This window comes from Oribacterium sinus (assembly GCF_014202695.1).
Taxonomy (GTDB): domain Bacteria; phylum Bacillota; class Clostridia; order Lachnospirales; family Lachnospiraceae; genus Oribacterium; species Oribacterium sinus.
On record NZ_JACHHH010000009.1, the window covers coordinates 15783 to 33055 of the forward strand.

Annotated in this window: 16 protein-coding genes; all 16 read left to right on the plus strand. The window is 44.8% G+C overall.

All coding sequences use genetic code 11. From position 1 onward, the window contains the following. Positions 1 to 250 precede the first annotated feature (250 nt). The 16 genes from HNQ46_RS08690 (at position 251) to gcvPB (ending at position 17255) form a co-directional block, all read left to right on the plus strand. Positions 251 to 1321, plus strand: a complete 1071-nt coding sequence (locus HNQ46_RS08690; RefSeq protein ID WP_007158109.1) for a lactonase family protein — start codon at positions 251 to 253, stop codon at positions 1319 to 1321. A gap of 3 nt (positions 1322 to 1324) precedes the next feature. After that, entirely contained in the window at positions 1325 to 2473 is a 1149-nt protein-coding gene (gene aroC, locus HNQ46_RS08695) for a chorismate synthase (RefSeq protein ID WP_183684347.1), read from the plus strand. A 232-nt stretch (positions 2474 to 2705) separates the two neighbouring features. Beyond that, a complete protein-coding gene (locus HNQ46_RS08700) occupies positions 2706 to 3596 on the plus strand; it encodes a sulfite exporter TauE/SafE family protein (RefSeq protein WP_183684348.1) in 891 nt (296 codons plus the stop codon). Between the two features lie 108 nt (positions 3597 to 3704). Beyond that, a complete protein-coding gene (locus tag HNQ46_RS08705) occupies positions 3705 to 4712 on the plus strand; it encodes a proline racemase (protein ID WP_183684349.1) in 1008 nt (335 codons plus the stop codon). A 148-nt stretch (positions 4713 to 4860) separates the two neighbouring features. Next, entirely contained in the window at positions 4861 to 5316 is a 456-nt protein-coding gene (locus HNQ46_RS08710) for a Panacea domain-containing protein (protein WP_183684350.1), read from the plus strand. A gap of 90 nt (positions 5317 to 5406) precedes the next feature. Then, on the plus strand, positions 5407 to 6180 hold the full coding sequence (locus tag HNQ46_RS08715) for a hypothetical protein (protein ID WP_183684351.1): 774 nt from the start codon (positions 5407 to 5409) through the stop codon (positions 6178 to 6180). A 120-nt stretch (positions 6181 to 6300) separates the two neighbouring features. Next, a complete protein-coding gene (gene proS / locus HNQ46_RS08720; protein ID WP_007158105.1) occupies positions 6301 to 7737 on the plus strand; it encodes a proline--tRNA ligase in 1437 nt (478 codons plus the stop codon). Positions 7738 to 7820: 83 nt separating this feature from the next. Then, positions 7821 to 9083: a CCA tRNA nucleotidyltransferase gene (locus HNQ46_RS08725; protein ID WP_183684352.1), complete on the plus strand. Its 1263-nt coding sequence runs from the start codon at positions 7821 to 7823 to the stop codon at positions 9081 to 9083. Positions 9084 to 9299: 216 nt separating this feature from the next. Beyond that, entirely contained in the window at positions 9300 to 10298 is a 999-nt protein-coding gene (locus HNQ46_RS08730; protein WP_243155892.1) for a lipoate--protein ligase, read from the plus strand. 12 nt (positions 10299 to 10310) lie between these two features. Further along, on the plus strand, positions 10311 to 10553 hold the full coding sequence (locus HNQ46_RS08735; protein WP_007158101.1) for a biotin/lipoyl-containing protein: 243 nt from the start codon (positions 10311 to 10313) through the stop codon (positions 10551 to 10553). A 159-nt stretch (positions 10554 to 10712) separates the two neighbouring features. Beyond that, a complete protein-coding gene (gene lipA, locus HNQ46_RS08740; protein WP_183684354.1) occupies positions 10713 to 11624 on the plus strand; it encodes a lipoyl synthase in 912 nt (303 codons plus the stop codon). Next, entirely contained in the window at positions 11611 to 12594 is a 984-nt protein-coding gene (locus tag HNQ46_RS08745) for a lipoate--protein ligase (RefSeq protein WP_183684355.1), read from the plus strand. The genes lipA and HNQ46_RS08745 overlap by 14 nt, the downstream gene beginning before the upstream one ends. Positions 12595 to 12794: 200 nt before the next feature. Next, a complete protein-coding gene (gene gcvT / locus HNQ46_RS08750; protein WP_183684356.1) occupies positions 12795 to 13886 on the plus strand; it encodes a glycine cleavage system aminomethyltransferase GcvT in 1092 nt (363 codons plus the stop codon). A gap of 151 nt (positions 13887 to 14037) precedes the next feature. After that, positions 14038 to 14412 carry a glycine cleavage system protein GcvH gene (gcvH, locus tag HNQ46_RS08755; RefSeq protein ID WP_183684357.1) on the plus strand — a complete coding sequence of 125 codons (375 nt, stop codon included), beginning with the start codon at positions 14038 to 14040 and terminating at the stop codon, positions 14410 to 14412. Between the two features lie 102 nt (positions 14413 to 14514). After that, the gene (gene gcvPA, locus HNQ46_RS08760; RefSeq protein WP_183684358.1) at positions 14515 to 15828 is read left to right on the plus strand and encodes an aminomethyl-transferring glycine dehydrogenase subunit GcvPA; all 1314 of its coding nucleotides are present in this window, start codon (positions 14515 to 14517) and stop codon (positions 15826 to 15828) included. Further along, entirely contained in the window at positions 15828 to 17255 is a 1428-nt protein-coding gene (gene gcvPB / locus HNQ46_RS08765; RefSeq protein ID WP_183684359.1) for an aminomethyl-transferring glycine dehydrogenase subunit GcvPB, read from the plus strand. Before gcvPA ends, gcvPB begins: the two co-directional genes overlap by 1 nt. Positions 17256 to 17273 lie beyond the last annotated feature (18 nt).

Here is a 17273-nt window from a genome sequence, read left to right on the forward strand (position 1 = left end):
CAAACCCTATTTGAAAAAAAGATCTGATAGAACCCCTCTTTATGGAGAAAGTCCATAGGGAGGGGATTTTTCTATTCTTAGAAATTTTAGAAAAGCTTTTTATTCCGAAAATTTTTTGCTAAAATAATTAACGTTAAAAATTTTTCGAGAGTGAAGAAATAAACGGACAGAGAGACTTTCGAAAGGAAAAAAAGCAAAAGGAAAAAGCCTGGATTCATCCGGGAAGACCATAGAAAAAGGGGGAAGAAAAATGCGCTCAAAATATGTAGCATATATCGGTTCTTATTCATACACCGGCTCTGCCAAGGGCATAACCATCTGTGATGTGGATATGGAAAAGGGAAGATTTGAAAAAAGAACAGAGGTGGAGGTAAACAACTCCTCCTATGTGGCGGTTTCTCCCGATAAAAGAACCCTTTATTCCATTGCGGATGAGGGAATTGTTTCCTTCCGCATTTTGGATAACGGAAACCTGAGTAAGTTAAATACCAGAAATATCCGCGGAATGCGCGGCTGCCACCTTGCCGTAGACAAGAAGGGGGAGTACCTGATGGTGTCCGGTTACCATGATGGAAAGTCCACCCTGCTGTCCTTAGAAGCGGACGGTTCTGTAGGCCCGATTGTGGACGGCGTTTATGACCAGGGTATCGGTTCCGTGGCGGAGCGTACCTTCCGCCCCCATGTTTCCTGTTCCCGTATGACGGATGACCAGAAGTTTATTTTGGTGGCGGATTTAGGAATTGATCAGGTAAAAATATTTCGCTTCGACAAGGCGGATCGGAAGATGCGACAGGTGGATACTTTGCGATGCGAACTGCAATCCGGTCCAAGACATTTCCGTTTCTGCCCGGACAGGAATTACCTCTATCTTTTGTATGAATTAAAAAATGTGGTGGATGTGTATCATTTTTCCGAGGGAGAGAAGGACTCGGAGGTGAAGCTGGAGAAGCTGCAAACCATTTCCACCCATAACGATAAGGAAAACAACCCCTTAATTGCCGCTTGCCAGATGCGTTTTTCTCCGGATCCGGATGCTTCTCATCTTTTCGTGTCCAATGCGGGAATTAATACCATCACCATCTATGACAGAGATAAAGCGACAGGGCTTTTAACCATGAAGGGAAGCCTTCCTATTGCCGGTGAATATCCTAAGGATTTCTGCATTTTCCCGGATGAAAAGCACCTTGCGGTAGCCAACAATGAAAGCGGTACCATTACCTTTTTCAACATTGATTATGAGCAGGGACTTTTAACCATGTGTGCAAGAGAGCTGGAAGTGGATGAACCAAACAGCATCTGTATGGTAGAGTGTCGGGGGTAAGGAATGGCGGGAAGTCAGTTTGGAAAAATATTTCATATCAGTACCTTTGGCGAATCCCACGGTAAGGCCCTGGGGGTGGTTGTAGACGGCTGCCCCGCAGGGCTTTCCCTGTCGGAAGAGGATATTCAGGAAATGCTGGAACGGCGCCGTCCGGGGAAGAATCTGAAGATGACTCAGAGGAAGGAAGGGGACAAGGTGGAAATTCTTTCCGGCATTTTTGACGGAAAAACCACAGGCACTCCTATTGCCATGGTCGTGTGGAACGAGGACCAGCGCTCCAAGGATTACGGGGGAATTGCCCATGCCTTTCGCCCGGGCCACGGGGATTACGGCTTTTTTGCCAAATACGGTTTTCGGGATTATCGGGGGGGAGGTCGTTCCTCCGGAAGGGAAACCATTGCCAGAGTGGCGGCGGGAGCCATTGCCAAGAAAATGCTTTTGGAGCTGGGGGTTTCCGTCCGGGCCAAGGTTATCGAGCTTGCCGGCATTTCCCTGACAGAAGACCGGCAGAAGGCGGAGCTTTTGGCGGAACAGAAGATTCTCTCCTTAAGAGAACAAGGGGATTCTGCCGGAGGAGTGGTGGAATGTCTGGTGGAAGGACTTCCTGCCGGCATCGGGGAGCCGGTTTTTGATAAGCTGGATGCCTCCCTGGCAAAGGCCGTGATGTCCATCGGTGCAGTAAAGTCGGTGGAAATCGGAGACGGCATCGAAGTGTCCAAGAGCCTTGGCTCCGAGAATAATGATGCATTTTTCCTTATGGAAGAGAAAGATTACGAATCAGAAGAGAAAGAGCGGGATGCGGCAGGGAAGGATAGTTGTCCTCATTCCTTGCTAGAAGGAACTACTTCCTTCGAGGGAAAATTGAAAAAGGGCAGCAACCATAGCGGCGGTATTCTGGGGGGAATGAGTGACGGAAGCACCATTCGTATCAGAGCCGGCTTTAAGCCCACACCTTCCATTTCCAAGCCCCAGCAAACGGTAAATGAGGCGGGAGAAGAAATTACCATCGCCATCAAGGGACGTCACGATCCTACGGTGGTAGAGCGGGCCAATGTGGTGGTGGAAGCCATGACGGCTTTAACTGTGCTGGATGCCATGCTGGAGAATCTCAGCGCCAGATTGGAATATGTGAAACGGGCTTATCGAAGATAAGAACAAACGAGATATCGCACACTACGCGTGCGATACTCGTTAAGAATAAAATTTTTTATAAAAATTATAAAAGTTTTTAAAAAAATTTTGCTTATACCGCTTCTCAATAGGAATTGACGAAGTAGCATTTTCGTCTTAAAATGAGGAAAAGAACAATTGGGAATTATTTCACAATGAATGAGAACGGCAGGAGTCTCTTTTGTGAAAGATTTTGCAAGGGGGAGAGAAAGATATGAATGCTCAACAAATGGTTACTGTAGGCTTGCTCGTGATACTGGGCATTTTAGCGCTTATTTTTTTAGTCGCATTTGTAAAGGATTTACTGGCGCATAAGGATAGCATGGAGAAGGAAAGCAATACCGCGGTGAGTAGTGCTATCGGTTTTGGAATTAACTTCTTCGACGTATTCGGTATCGGATCCTTCGCTCCGGGCGCTTCCCTTTACAAGGGCTTAAAGCAGGTGGATGACAAGCTGATTCCCGGCACCTTGAATGTAGCTTGTACTATTCCTGTCGTTATGGAGGCCTTCCTCTTTATTCAGGGAGTGGAAGTAGAGCCTATCACATTGGTTACCATGATACTTGCGGCTATGGTCGGTGCATGGATTGGTGCAGGAATTATTTCCAAGCTTTCCAAGCAGATGATTCAGCTGGTTATGGGTGTTGCCATGGTAGTAATCGGTTTCGTCATCATTTTACAGGTGGCGAATGTTATCCCCGTAGAAGGAACAGCCATCGGACTCAGCGGAATAAAGCTTATTGTTGCTATCGTAATTAACTTCATCTTAGGCGCAGTTATGACTGCCGGAGTTGGCTTATATGCACCTTGTCTTGCCCTGGTTTGCGTATTGGGCATGGACCCGAAGGTTGCCTTCCCCATCATGATGGGATCCTGCGCATACCTTATGCCGGTTGCTTCCGTTCGTTTCGTAAAGGAAGGCAGCTACAATAGAAAGGTAGCTTTGTGGGGAACCATTTTCGGCACTTTGGGTGTATTTGTAGCAACCAGAGTAGCATTAGGATTACCCTCTCACATTTTAAAGATTATCGTTATCTGCGTTATGTTCTACACTGCAGCAACCATGTTCTATTCCTTAAGCAAGGAAAAGAAGCAGGCGGCATAAAGAACACAGAAGATGACGCAGGATTGAACCATTACTTGTTAAGAATCGGAAAAGTCGTCTTATGGGGCGACTTTTCCTTTATAAAAATAAACTATGGAGGTAAGCATCATGAAATTCAGCAAGAGTATTCACGCAGTTGATTCCCACACAGCCGGTGAGGCTACCAGAATCGTAGTAGGTGGAGTCCCTAAAATCCCCGGAAAGACTATGCCTGAGAAGAAGCAGTGGCTTGAGGACAATATGGATTATCTTCGTACCGCTATTATGTTGGAACCGAGAGGACATAACGATATGTTCGGTTCCATTTTGACACAGCCTACAGTGGATGAGGCCGATTACGGTATTATCTTTATGGATGGCGGCGGATACCTGAACATGTGCGGACATGGAACCATCGGTGCTATGACCGTTGCAGTAGAGACCGGTATCGTTCCTGTAACAGAGCCGATTACCAAGATTGTACAGGAGGCTCCTGCAGGAATTATCCACGGTGAAGTTACCGTTGTGGACGGCAAGGCTAAGAAGGTAAGCTTCCAGAACGTTCCCGCTTTCTTATACAAGAGAGATCAGGAGGTAGAGCTTCCGGGTTACGGCAAGATTAAGTTTGATATTTCCTTCGGCGGATCCTTCTTCGCTATCGTGAAGGTGGACCAGATCGGTGTAGAGATTAAGCCGGAAAATGCAGATAAGCTGAACGCTTTGGGAATCCAGCTAAGAGACATCATCAACAAGGAGATTCCTGTACAGCATCCATTGCTTTCCCATATCCATACCGTAGACTTAGTAGAATGGTGGTCTACAACAGAGACCAAGGGCGCGACCTTAAAGAACTGCGTAGTATTCGGACAGGGACAGGTAGACCGTTCTCCTTGCGGAACAGGAACCAGTGCAAAGCTGGCTACCCTTTTTGCAAAGGGCGAGTTAAAGCAGGGAGATAAGTTCTTCTATGAGTCCATCCTGGGCACCATTTTCGAGGGAGAAATCGTAGGAACCACCAAGGTGGGAGATTACGATGCGGTTATTCCTCAGATTACCGGTTCCGCATGGATTACCGGCTTCAACCACTTTGTGATTGATGAAGAAGATCCTGTAAAGTATGGATTTATCTTAAAGTAATATTTTTGGCTTTTTCTTGCACTCGATTTTTAATAAATCGGGTGCAATCTTTTTCTTAATTTCATAAGCTTCTGTTGTTAACTCTTGTAAATAAAACTGGAAGGTAGTATACTTCCGTGAATATCAATCAAGCAAAGGAGGGATGTGTATGGAAAATACAATGTGTGTAGCAAAGGCTTTATATGACATGTACTATAAAAATAATGCAAAAGCAATGGATGAAATGAAGATGCATAAGCTAATGTATTTTGCGCAACGAGAATCCCTTATACGCCATAATAGGGCTTTATTTGATGGCGTATTCTATGGATGGAAATATGGTCCGGTTTTAAAAGAGGTAAGAACGGCATATAAACAAGATGCTTTTTCTCAAAAGTTTGATGAGGTTTCAGAGGAAACCAAAGATTTATTGCAGTTTATTTTGGAAAGATACGGATCGTTACCATCTTGGAAGTTAAGTAGTTTGTCTCATGGCGAGTTTTCGTGGAAAAAAGCAAGACAAGGTTTGGAGTCGGGAGAAGATGGTAACGTAAAGCTATTATTGGATGCTATGAAGGTAGATGCAACAAAAGAACTAATGAATAGAAGTACAACCATTGCTTAAGGAGGGATTAGCATTAACGCTAAAGAAATACGATCTTTTTATCAAAAGTTCACATACGAAGTTTTAACAAGTAATCCGAATAATAGAGGCTTGGTTAGTGAATTTACTTCTAAAAAAAATAATAATACACTTGAAAATTATATAAGAGATGCGGACAAGGCATGGGCGGATGATTTGGAAGGAGAAACAAGAGTATATCTTGTAAAAGATGAATCCGGAACAGTTGCCTTGTTTTTTTCCATAAAATGTGGATTACTCGTTGGTGATAACTTAGAGGAAAGGCTTTCTGAAGAGAAACAAGAATTTGTTGAGACTGTGATTGAAGCGAAAAAAGCTAAAGATGAAAAATCTCTAGATAATATGTATGAAGCTGGCTTAGGTATGTATGATTTAGAGGAATGTGATCGCTTGTTTAATATAGCAAGCCGGAGATTGGAGAGGAAACAGGAGTCTAAGGAAATTGGACAATCAGAGAGTACAATCAATGTTCAAAATTGCATATCAGCTATAGAGCTGAGACATTTATGTAAGAATGAAAAATATTATTTGCCGAAAGATGTTACAATCCCTTTAGGATTTGGTATTTTTTGGGAAGTTATTGTTCCAACTGTTATAGATATAACTAAAAAAATAGGGTGTAAATATCTTTATCTTTATGCAGCAGATAAAACGGAACAGAAGGATACTATAGAGGTTAAAAAATTAATAAGTCACTATAAGTCTAACTTTAAATTTTCGGAGTGTGATGAAGGAATAAAATTTATAAAGCCTGAATATGATAATTATTGCTATGGATTAGTGCAACTTATATCAGAGTTACAGAATAATAGGGAAGCAATATGGCATGAATTTTCAGACATTTAACTTTATAGAGTATACCTATATTCAAAATATTTTATAGGGAATAAAGATTGCAAATCCAAAATTCATCATGTAAAATCAAAGGATAGTTTTTTAACAATATCCAAAAAGGGGGAAACAGTTATGGCAGACAAGAAATTAGTAGAGCAAATTACTTCCCGTGAGGAAGACTTTGCGCAGTGGTATACGGACGTAGTAAAGAAAGCGGAGCTTACAGATTATTCTTCTGTAAAGGGCTTCATGGTTATTCGACCTGCAGGCTATGCTATCTGGGAGAATATTATGGCGGCTCTGGATTCCCGTTTTAAAGCTACAGGTGTACAAAACTGTTCTATGCCGCTGTTAATCCCCCAGTCCTTATTAGAAAAAGAGAGCGAGCATGTGGAAGGCTTTGCCCCGGAAGTAGCATGGGTTACCTCCGGCGGTTCCAAGAGACTGGAGGAAAGACTTTGTGTTCGTCCTACCTCCGAGGTACTTTTCTGTGACTATTATTCCAAGGTGGTAAAGTCCTATCGTGACCTTCCTCAGCTTCTGAACCAGTGGTGCTCCGTAGTTCGTTGGGAGAAGACCACCAGACCTTTCTTAAGAACCAGAGAGTTCTTATGGCAGGAGGGACATACCGTTCACGCTACAGCAGAGGAAGCGGAAGAGAGAACCCTTTTAATGCTGGACATCTATGCGGATGTTTTGGAAAATGAATTGGCGATTCCTGTAGTAAAGGGCCGTAAGACCGATAAGGAGAAGTTTGCCGGTGCAATTGCTACCTATACGGTAGAGGCTTTGATGCATGACGGACAGGCCTTACAGTGTGCTACCTCCCACAACTTCGGAGACGGTTTTGCCAAGGCATTCCAGGTGCAGTATTTAAGCAAGAACAATACCGTTGAGCCGGTACACCAGACCTCCTGGGGTATTACCACAAGAACCATCGGTGCTTTAATCATGGTTCACGGGGATGATTCCGGATTGGTTCTTCCTCCTCGTATTGCTCCTGTACAGGTAAATATCATTCCTATCCAGCAGAATAAGGAAGGGGTACTGGACAAGGCCTTTGATTTGATGAATACCTTGATGGATGCAGGACTTCGGGTGAAGGTGGATGATTCCGACAAGACTCCCGGATTTAAGTTTGCGGACAGTGAAGTAAGAGGAATTCCTCTTCGTCTGGAAATCGGACCGAAGGATATCGAAGCGGGACAGGTGGTACTGGTAAGAAGAGACACCAGAGAGAAGATTGTGGTATCCTTTGAGAATCTTGTGGAAGAAAGCAAGAAGCTTTTGGAGCAGATTCAGAAGGATATGTATAATAGAGCTTTAACTTTCCAGAAGGAAAGAACCACCGATGCCAAGAGTTTGGATGAATTGGTAGCTTCCCTGGATAAGAAGCCCGGATTTGTTCGTGCTATGTGGTGCGGTTGCAGAGAGTGCGAGGAGAAGCTTAAGGAGTATTCCGGTATTACCTCCCGTTGCATTCCTGCAAAACAGGAAAAGATTGCCGATACCTGCGTAGTATGCGGAAAGCCTGCTACAAAGATGGTTTACTGGGGAAGAGCTTACTAAGAAACAGCGCAGGGAATAGGTCTTACGGAAATTTCCTTGTGCACAAGCTTTACGAAAAGAAACATGTTAAAAAAGGAAAATGGATGAAAGATCCGAAAGCAATACAAATCACCGTTCCCAAAGGAGTAGAACACATTATTCGGCAGATTGAGCAGGCAGGGTACGAAGCCTATGCTGTCGGAGGATGTGTTCGGGACGCCCTTTTGGGACGAGAACCTGAAGATTGGGATATTACGACTTCTGCTAGGCCGGAGGTCGTAAAATCCCTTTTTTTGCGTACCATTGATACGGGAATCGAGCATGGCACCGTGACGGTTCTGCTTAGTGCGCAGGAAGCCGGAGAGGGAGACAGAGCCTTTGAGGTAACCACCTACCGGGTAGACGGCATTTACGAGGATGGGCGTCATCCCAAGGCGGTGTCCTTTACCGGAAGTCTGGAAGAGGATCTGGCCAGAAGGGATTTCACCATCAATGCCATGGCCTACCACATGGATCGGGGCATCATAGACTGCTATCATGGACAGGAAGACCTTGAAAATAAAAGGGTTCGCACCGTGGGAAGGGCAGAGGAACGCTTTACGGAGGACGCCCTTCGTATGATGCGAGGAATTCGTTTTTCCGCCCAGCTGGATTTTCAGATAGAAGCGGACTGTCTTCAGGCCATGCTGGCTCTTCGGGAAAATCTCGGGAAGGTTTCCAAGGAACGCATCGCAGTGGAGTTGGTGAAGCTTTTATGCAGCCGTCACCCGGAGCGGGTGAAGCTGCTTTTTTCTACCGGCCTTTCCGACTTTGTGACACGGCATTTTTCGGAAATCGAGAAGCGGGGTATTCCTTCTCTTTTAGGAGATGCCAAGGATAAGAAGTACCTGCGCTTGGGGCTTCTGCTAAGGCACCTGCCGGAGTACGCCAAGGAGATTTTGGAAGAGCTGAAGCTGGATCGGGAATGTATTGATCAGGCTTCCGCCTTTGTGGAGCTCTTTTCTTTGGAAGAGGCGGATTCTCCCTATGCCCTTCGGAAACGGCTTTTTCGGTACGGACTTGAACTGATTCAGGACTTTTATGATACCAAGGCGCTCCTTTTGGAAAATGTTTCCAATACCCCGGGAAAGGCTATGGCGGAGCAGGTGCAGCTTCGACTTTCATGGCTTCAAAAGATTCAGGAGGAGAGGGATTGTTATACCCTTTCCAATCTGGCAATTAAGGGAAAAGATTTACTGTCTATAGGAGTGCAAGCCGGGCCGGCTATGGGAGAACTTTTGCATCAGGCTTTGGATTATGTGATGCTGAATCCTTCGGAAAATGATAGAGAAGCTTTGCTTTCTTTTGTAAAAAGCCGAATTTGTTAATAATTAAACAAAAATAAAAGTATAAAACAGTATTTAAGAGGAAAATATAGTAAAAATAGACAAGTTTTCCTCTTAAATACTGTTATTATTTATAAATTCTAGCGCTATTATATCGACATTTTATAAATAATGTTTATAATGAATATTGTAGAGGAAAAATCTCACTGTTTTTCCGAAAAAATAGAAAGAATTTTCGGGATAGAAAGAGCTGAGCCTATGATTGGAATTATAAATCCCTCCTTGGACCCCTTTTATAATCAGGCCTTGGAAGAATATCTTTTTCAGAATAGAACGGAGCAGGATATTTTTCTTCTTTGGCGGAATACTCCGGCAGTTATCGTAGGCTGTTATCAAAACATCAGCCAGGAAGTAAGCTTATGCCGGTTAAAGGAAAGAGGGATTCCGGTTGTTCGCAGAAGCAGCGGCGGAGGTACGGTGTATCATGATTTAGGCAATGTGAATTACAGCCTAATGAAGAAAAGAAACAAGATTTTAGAGTATGACGATTTTCTCCTTCCGGTAATCGATGCTTTACGAAGGCTTGGGATTAAGGCGGAGAAGAACAGATGCTCCGATATTGCCATAGGGGGAAAGAAGATTTCCGGCAGTGCCCAAAAGGCCACCGGAGAACGGGTTTTACACCATGGGACTCTACTTTATACATCGGACTTAAGTCTTTTGGATGAGATTACCACCAAGAATAAAAGTGTTCACATTCAGTCGAAGGCTTCTCCCTCGGCAATCTGCAAGGTTTGTAATATCAGTGAATCCTGGGAAGGCTTAGGAAAGGAAGGATGTCCCTTTGCGGAGGTTCCTCCCATAGAAAGCTTTATGGAAGCCTTAATGGCATCCATGGGAGCTAAACCGGAAGCCTTAGCTCTTACAGAGGCGGAAAAGGCGGAGGTAGAGAGGATTTGCCGGGAAAAATACCATTCCTGGGAATGGACCTATGGAAAAACGCCTCATTTCTCTTTTGAAAAGGAAGGTATTTTCCAAGGAGAAAAGATACGGATCAGTTATCAGGTCCGGAAGGGAAGAATCGAAGATTTTACGATACAGTCCCCTTATTTTTCAGAAGAGGAAGTCAGAGCACTTTTCCAGGGACAGCCATTTTCTTTAGAGCTTTTTGAAGAAAAGTTTTCCGATTTGACGGAACGTCTTAAGCCACAGGACAGTAAGGAAGTCAGAGAAGCCTTAATAGGGCTTGCATTATAGAAGGAGTAGAAGATGAAGAAAGAAATTGTGATTCCGAAGTTAAGACCGGAGATGCAGGAGGCAGTGGTTTGCGCCTGGTTGAAGGAAGTGGGAGACCCGGTAAAGAAGGGGGAACCGATTTTTGAGATTGAAACGGACAAGGTGGTTACCCAAGTGGAATCCGGCTTCGAGGGCACCCTGGTAGAGCAGTGCTGCGAAGAAGGCGATACGGTAGGGGTATTGGAGAAGGTCGCTTTAATCGAAGAGACAGCTTAAGGCGAGGAGTTTAGAGACCGCCAAAAGTAATGATTATAGAGGCCTTCAAAAGTAATGATTATAGAAACTAGTGCTAAGGATGGATGAAAAAGACGTTCTGAAGGCAGTGATTGAAAAACAGCTTAAGGACAGGATAGGGAGTGAGATAGGGAGCGAGATATGGAGAAGACATTGGAGAAAGCGGAGGATTTACAGGCCGCCCCTCCTTCTTTAGGGAAGAAGCCGGACTGGCTGAAGGTTCGATACAATCAGGAGGCTACCGAAGAGGTGGCAGCTCTGATGAAGGATCTTCGCTTGAATACCGTTTGTAAGGAAGCCAACTGTCCCAATATGGGAGAGTGTTATCGGAAGCACACGGCAACCTTTATGATTTTGGGAAGCGTTTGCACCAGAAATTGTCGCTTTTGCAATGTGACCTGCGGAAGACCGGAGGCGGTGGACGAAGAAGAGCCTATGAATGTGGCCAAGGCGGCAAAGCAGCTGCATCTGAAGCATGTGGTTTTGACCTGCTCCACCAGAGATGATTTGGAGGACGGAGGAGCCTTACAGTTTGCCAAGACCATTCGGGCGATTCGGGAGCTTTGTCCCGGCACCACTATTGAAACCCTGATTTCCGATATGAAGGGAAGGACGGAGTCCTTAGACATTGTTCTGGAGGCCAAGCCGGAGGTTCTGAACCACAATGTGGAGACGGTAAAGGAATTGCAGAAGGCGGTTCGTCCCCAGGCGGCTTATGAAAGATCCTTAGGAGTGCTCCGTTACTGCAAGCAGCATTCTCCGGATATCCGGGTAAAGACAGGATTCATGGTAGGGCTTGGAGAGACGGAAGAGCAGATTGACAGGCTGATGGATGATGTGCTGGAAACCGGCTGTGATATCTTAACCATTGGACAATATCTGCAACCCACTAGGGAGCATTACCCCTTGGTCAGATATGCCACACCGGAGGACTTTGCCCGCTATAAGAAGAATGCTCTTTTAAAGGGCTTTCACCACGTAGCCTCCGCACCCTTAGCCAGAAGCTCCTACAGAGCTTGGGAAGCTTTGGAGGATGTACATGGTTTATATTGATTTAGAGTCCACAGACGTTTATGAGAACTTCGGCCTGGAATATTACTTAGCCGAAGAAAAGAAATTGGAAGATACGGTTTTCCTTTTCTGGAGAACCACCCCTACCCTGATGCTGGGAAAATACCAAAACCTTGCGGAGGAGGTAAATCTCCCTTACGCCAGAGAGCAGAAGATGAATCTGGTACGGCGGATGAGCGGGGGAGGCACCATTTACACGGATTTGGGAGGCTGGCAGTTTACCTTTATCGACCGCTATAAGGAAGAGGGGATAGAGTTTAAAAAATACCTAAGCCCGGTACTGGATGCCTTGGCGAAGCTTTCCGTGAAAGCGGAATTTAACGGAAGAAACGACCTTTGTATCGAAGGACGAAAGTTTTCCGGCAATGCCCAGTATCATCTTGGAGAAAGCATTGTCCACCACGGATCTCTGCTTTTTTCCACGGATATCGAGAAGATGGTGAATTCCACCAGGGTGGATGAGTACAAGATTATTTCCAAAAGTATCCAGTCGGTGCGGGAGAGAGTTTGTAACATCTCCGACCATTTGAAGGAGAAGATTTCCCCGGAGGACTTTAAGGAACTGATGGTTTCCGCCATTTTGGGAGAAGAGAATAAAGCCAATCGCCTGGAGCTTTCCAAGGAAGAAATTCTGAGAGTTAAGGAACTGGCCAAGACTCATTTTCAAAACTGGGACAGTCTGTACGGAAAGAATCCGAAGTTCAATATGGAAAAGATTGGACGCTTCCCGGGGGGGAAGATGCATTTTTCCTTAGAGATTCAAAAGGGCAAAATACAGGAAGCTTCTATTAGCGGAGATTTTTTCAGTACCCTGGATCCTGAGGAAATCAGTAAAGCTTTTGTAGGATTGGCTTTTGACCGGGATTCCCTTTTAAAGGGGCTTACGGAAAGAGGCTTGGAGGGAAAGCTTTATCGGATTTCCGTGTCTGAGATTGCGGATATGCTGGCCTAAAGGGCTTTGACGGACAAGCAGGCCGGTTGAACCGGAGAAAACACATATATTTTTATTTTTTTACACATTGAAAAAGAAAAAAATTTTTTTATAATGAGTTATAGAGTAATTACTTTTTGCCCGAATATTCTGATGTTAGGGGTCAGGGGATGGGGAAAAAGCATGATGATAAAATCACCATAAAACAAAGGAGGCAGTTTATGGAATTAAAGACACCGTTGTATGAAGCGCATGTGAAGGCAGGCGGAAAGATTGTTCCTTTCGCCGGATTTCTTCTCCCTGTTCAGTATGAGCAGAGTGGAGTCATCAAGGAACATATGGCTGTTCGAACCGAAGCCGGACTTTTCGACGTGTCCCACATGGGTGAGGTACTTTGCAAAGGAAAGGATGCATTGGCAAATCTTCAGAAGATTTTAACCAACAATTTTGAGAACATGGTGGACGGACAGGCAAGATACAGCCTGATGTGTAATGAAAACGGCGGTGTGGTAGACGATTTAATCGTTTACAAGAAAGGAGACAACGACTACTTTATCGTTGTAAATGCTGCCAACCGTGAGAAGGACTTTAACTGGATGGTACAGCATAAGTTCGGGGATGTGGAATTCACCAATGTATCCGATGATTATGCCCAGATTGCCCTTCAAGGCCCTAAGGCTATGGATATTATCAGAAAGCTGACCTCCGAAGAAAATATTCCTCAGAAATATTACCATGCCGTATTTAATGCTACGGTTGACGGTATTCCCTGTATTGTTTCCAAGACCGGTTATACCGGAGAAGACGGTGTAGAGCTGTATCTGGACAGCAACAAGGCGGAGGAAATGTGGGATAAGCTTTTGGCAGCAGGAAAAGAAGAGGGACTGATTCCCTGCGGACTTGGTGCCAGAGATACCCTTCGTATGGAAGCGGCTATGCCTCTCTACGGTCATGAGATGGACGATGAAATCACTCCCCTTGAGACCGGATTAAAGTTTGCGGTAAAGATGGATAAGCCTGATTTTATCGGAAAGGCTGCTATTGAAGCTAAAGGAGAGCCGAAGATTAAGAGAGTCGGCCTGAAGGTTACCGGCAGAGGCATTATCCGCGAGCATCAGGACGTTTTGGCGGGAGATCAGGTGATTGGTCACACCACCTCCGGAACCCACTGCCCATTCTTAAACTATCCGGTAGGAATGGCATTAATCGATCCCAAGTATGCAGAGGTCGGTACTCAGCTTCAGGTAGACGTTCGGGGACGTAAGGTGGATGTAGAAGTGGTAGCGCTTCCCTTCTACAAGAGAGAGAAATAAAAGCAAAACATTTTTCAAGAGAGAGATTGCAGGATTTAGGCGCAATACTCGAAGAAAGGCAAATTTTTAAAATCAGATTTTCTTCCGGGAAGATCTATTTTATAAAGAAAACGGTTTAATCAACACTACTTATTTTAAGGAGGAAAAAAAGATGGCAGTTCAGAAGGGATTACTTTATTCCAAGGATCACGAGTGGGTAAAGGAAGAAGGCGGAGAGTTCGTGGTAGGAATCACAGACTATGCCCAGTCCGAGTTAGGAGATTTGGTTTTTGTAAATCTTCCTGAAGAAGGGGACAGTGTAACTAAGGGAGAGGCTTTCTCTGACGTAGAGTCTGTAAAGGCTGTTTCCGATGTATTGTCTCCATTAACCGGTGTGGTTAGTGCAATCAATGAGGCTGTTTTGGATGCTCCCGAAAGCATCAACAGCTCTCCCTATGAGGCTTGGTTCGTAAAGGTAAAGGATGTTACAGAGAAGGAAGAGCTTCTTTCCGCAGAAGAGTATGAGGAGTTCTTAAAGACACTGTAAAGAGATAGCATGAAGATTCTTCCGACGAAGAGGATAGAATGGAGAAAAAGGAGTTCTATCCTCTAAAGAGAAGAAACTATCCGAAAGAAAGGTGGTGGACTTATGGGAAAATACATTCCCAATACCGACGCGGAGCAGAAGGCGATGCTGCAGGAAAGCGGTTTTTCTTCCTTTGATGATCTGTTTAGAGACATTCCACAGGAAGTAAAATTAAAAGGCGAGCTTTCTATTCCTGCCGGTTTATCCGAGTTGGAAGTACGTAGAGATATGTCTGCATTGGCAAACAAAAACGTAGTGTTCCCGGTTATCTTCAGAGGTGCCGGAGCATATCGTCATTTTATTCCCTCTATCGTAAAGAGCGTGATTGGTAAAGAGAATTTCTTGACGGCATATACCCCGTATCAGGCAGAGACCAGCCAAGGTATTTTACAATCTATTTTTGAATATCAGACCATGATCTGCGACTTGACCGGCATGGACGTATCCAATGCTTCCGTTTATGACGGGGCTGAGGCTGCGGCTGAGGCAGTAGCAATGTGCAGAGAGAGAAAGAGAAGCAAGGCTTTGATTTCCGCTCTGATGCATCCGGACACGATTTCAACCATCAAGACCTATTGTCATGGTAATGGTATGCAGGTAGAGATTATTCCGGAGAAGGACGGTGTGACAGACGTGGAGGCTTTGAAGGCTAAGGCAGATGCGGAATCTGCTGTAGTTTTCATCCAGCATCCGAATTTCTACGGCAATCTGGAAGATGCAGAGAAGATTGGAGAGATTGCTCATGAGGTAGGGGCAAAGTTTGCTATGAGCGTAAATCCCATTTCTCTTGGTGTTCTTAAGACTCCCAGGGAGTATGGAGCGGATGTTGCGGTCGGTGACGGACAGCCTTTAGGACTTCCCATTGCTTTCGGAGGACCTTACCTTGGATTCATGGCATCCACTGATGCGATGAAGAGAAATCTTCCCGGAAGAATCGTAGGAGCTACAGAGGATCATCAGGGAAGAACCGGTTATGTATTGACTCTGCAGGCCAGAGAGCAGCATATCCGTAGAGAAAAGGCTTCCAGTAATGTATGTTCCAACCAGGCACTTTGTGCTTTAGCTGTTGGCGTTTACCTTGCAGCAGTAGGTAAGGAAGGCTTAAAAGAAGCGGCAAGTCTTTCTACCTCCAAGGCTCATTATTTGGCCAAGGAATTAGAAAAGATCGGCTTTAAGCCACAGTATAAGGCGGATTTCTTCAATGAATTCGTAACAGAGTCCGACCTGTCCTCTAAGAAGGCATTGGATGCTTTAGAGAAGGAAGGTATCCTTGGCGGATATCCTCTGGATGATAAGAGAATTCTATGGTGCTGTACGGAAGTTAATGATAAGGCTTCCATGGACCGTGTAGTAGAAATCTTAAAGGAGGTGAAGTAATGCTTATTTTCGAGAAAAGCAAATCCGGCAGACATTGCAGTTTGTTCCCTCCCTGTGATGTGGAAGTGGTAGATGTTCCTGCAAAGGATCAAAGAAAGGCTGAATTACATTTGCCGGAGCTGTCAGAGACAGAAATCAGCAGACATTACACAGAGCTTGCTAAAAAGTGTAGAGGTGTAAACGACGGCTTCTATCCTTTAGGTTCCTGCACCATGAAGTACAATCCGAAGATTAATGATGATATGGCATCTTTACCCGGTTTTGCAGAGGTTCATCCCTTGCAGCCGGAGCATACCGTACAGGGTTGCCTTTCCGTAATCCAGGAGATTGAAACCCTTCTTTGTGAAGTAACCGGTATGGATCGTTTAACGGTTCAGCCTGCAGCAGGTGCTCACGGTGAGTTCACCGGAATCATGCTGATTAAGGCTTACCATGAGAGCAGAGGGGATTTTAAGAGAAATAAGATTATTATTCCTGACGCTGCTCACGGAACTAACCCTGCTACTGCAACCATGGCGGATTATAAGGTAGTAACCATTCCTTCCAATGAGCACGGCTGTGTAGATATGGAGAAATTCAAGGCAGTTTTAGGGGATGATGTTGCCGGCTTGATGCTGACCAACCCCAATACCGTAGGTATTTTCGATGAAAATATCTTAGAGATTACCAAGTTAATCCATGATTGCGGCGGATTAAACTATTATGACGGTGCTAACTTAAACGCTATCATGGGCGTTGTTCGTCCCGGAGACATGGGATTTGACGTTATTCACTTGAATCTTCATAAGACCTTCTCCACACCTCACGGCGGCGGAGGCCCCGGAAGTGGAGTTGTTGGATGTAAGAAGCTTCTTGCTGATTTCATGCCCGGATATCTGGTTGACGGAGATGCAGTGAAGAAGTTTGTGAAGGCTCCAAAGTCTATTGGAGACATGAAGGCCTTCTACGGAAACTTCCTGGTAGTGGTTAGGGCATTAACCTATATCAAGACCTTAGGAAAAGAAGGAATTCCACAGGCTAGTAAGAATGCGGTGCTGAATGCCAACTACATGATGAATAAGCTGAAGGATCTCTATACCATGGCTTATGATCAGATTTGTATGCATGAGTTCGTTATGAGCTTAGAGGATCTTAAGCAAAAGACAGGGGTTTCTGCAATGGACGTTGCCAAAGCTCTGTTGGATAACGGAATGCATCCGCCTACAATGTACTTCCCGCTTATCGTTCATGAAGCTTTGATGATTGAGCCTACAGAGACAGAGTCCAAGGAAACTTTGGATGATGCTGTAGCTGTTTTCAGAAAGCTTTATGAGGAAGCTCAGACCAATCCACAGGCGCTTCATGATGCTCCTGTAACTACTCCGGTAGGAAGATTGGATGAAGTAAAGGCAGCAAGAGAGCCGGTACTTCGTTATGAGTGGAAGTAAAATAAAGTAGATTTTCAG

Excerpts from the sequence above, each read along its gene's own strand:
- gcvPA (WP_183684358.1), top strand. The coding sequence starts at position 14,515 with ATGGGAAAATACATTCCCAATACCGACGCGGAGCAGAAGGCGATGCTG.
- lipA (WP_183684354.1), top strand. The coding sequence starts at position 10,713 with ATGGAGAAGACATTGGAGAAAGCGGAGGATTTACAGGCCGCCCCTCCT.
- HNQ46_RS08735 (WP_007158101.1), top strand. The coding sequence starts at position 10,311 with ATGAAGAAAGAAATTGTGATTCCGAAGTTAAGACCGGAGATGCAGGAG.
- HNQ46_RS08710 (WP_183684350.1), top strand. The coding sequence starts at position 4,861 with ATGGAAAATACAATGTGTGTAGCAAAGGCTTTATATGACATGTACTAT.
- gcvPB (WP_183684359.1), top strand. The coding sequence starts at position 15,828 with ATGCTTATTTTCGAGAAAAGCAAATCCGGCAGACATTGCAGTTTGTTC.
- HNQ46_RS08705 (WP_183684349.1), top strand. The coding sequence starts at position 3,705 with ATGAAATTCAGCAAGAGTATTCACGCAGTTGATTCCCACACAGCCGGT.
- HNQ46_RS08700 (WP_183684348.1), top strand. The coding sequence starts at position 2,706 with ATGAATGCTCAACAAATGGTTACTGTAGGCTTGCTCGTGATACTGGGC.
- proS (WP_007158105.1), top strand. The coding sequence starts at position 6,301 with ATGGCAGACAAGAAATTAGTAGAGCAAATTACTTCCCGTGAGGAAGAC.
- gcvT (WP_183684356.1), top strand. The coding sequence starts at position 12,795 with ATGGAATTAAAGACACCGTTGTATGAAGCGCATGTGAAGGCAGGCGGA.
- HNQ46_RS08690 (WP_007158109.1), top strand. The coding sequence starts at position 251 with ATGCGCTCAAAATATGTAGCATATATCGGTTCTTATTCATACACCGGC.
- gcvH (WP_183684357.1), top strand. The coding sequence starts at position 14,038 with ATGGCAGTTCAGAAGGGATTACTTTATTCCAAGGATCACGAGTGGGTA.
- HNQ46_RS08745 (WP_183684355.1), top strand. The coding sequence starts at position 11,611 with ATGGTTTATATTGATTTAGAGTCCACAGACGTTTATGAGAACTTCGGC.
- aroC (WP_183684347.1), top strand. The coding sequence starts at position 1,325 with ATGGCGGGAAGTCAGTTTGGAAAAATATTTCATATCAGTACCTTTGGC.
- HNQ46_RS08730 (WP_243155892.1), top strand. The coding sequence starts at position 9,300 with ATGATTGGAATTATAAATCCCTCCTTGGACCCCTTTTATAATCAGGCC.
- HNQ46_RS08725 (WP_183684352.1), top strand. The coding sequence starts at position 7,821 with ATGAAAGATCCGAAAGCAATACAAATCACCGTTCCCAAAGGAGTAGAA.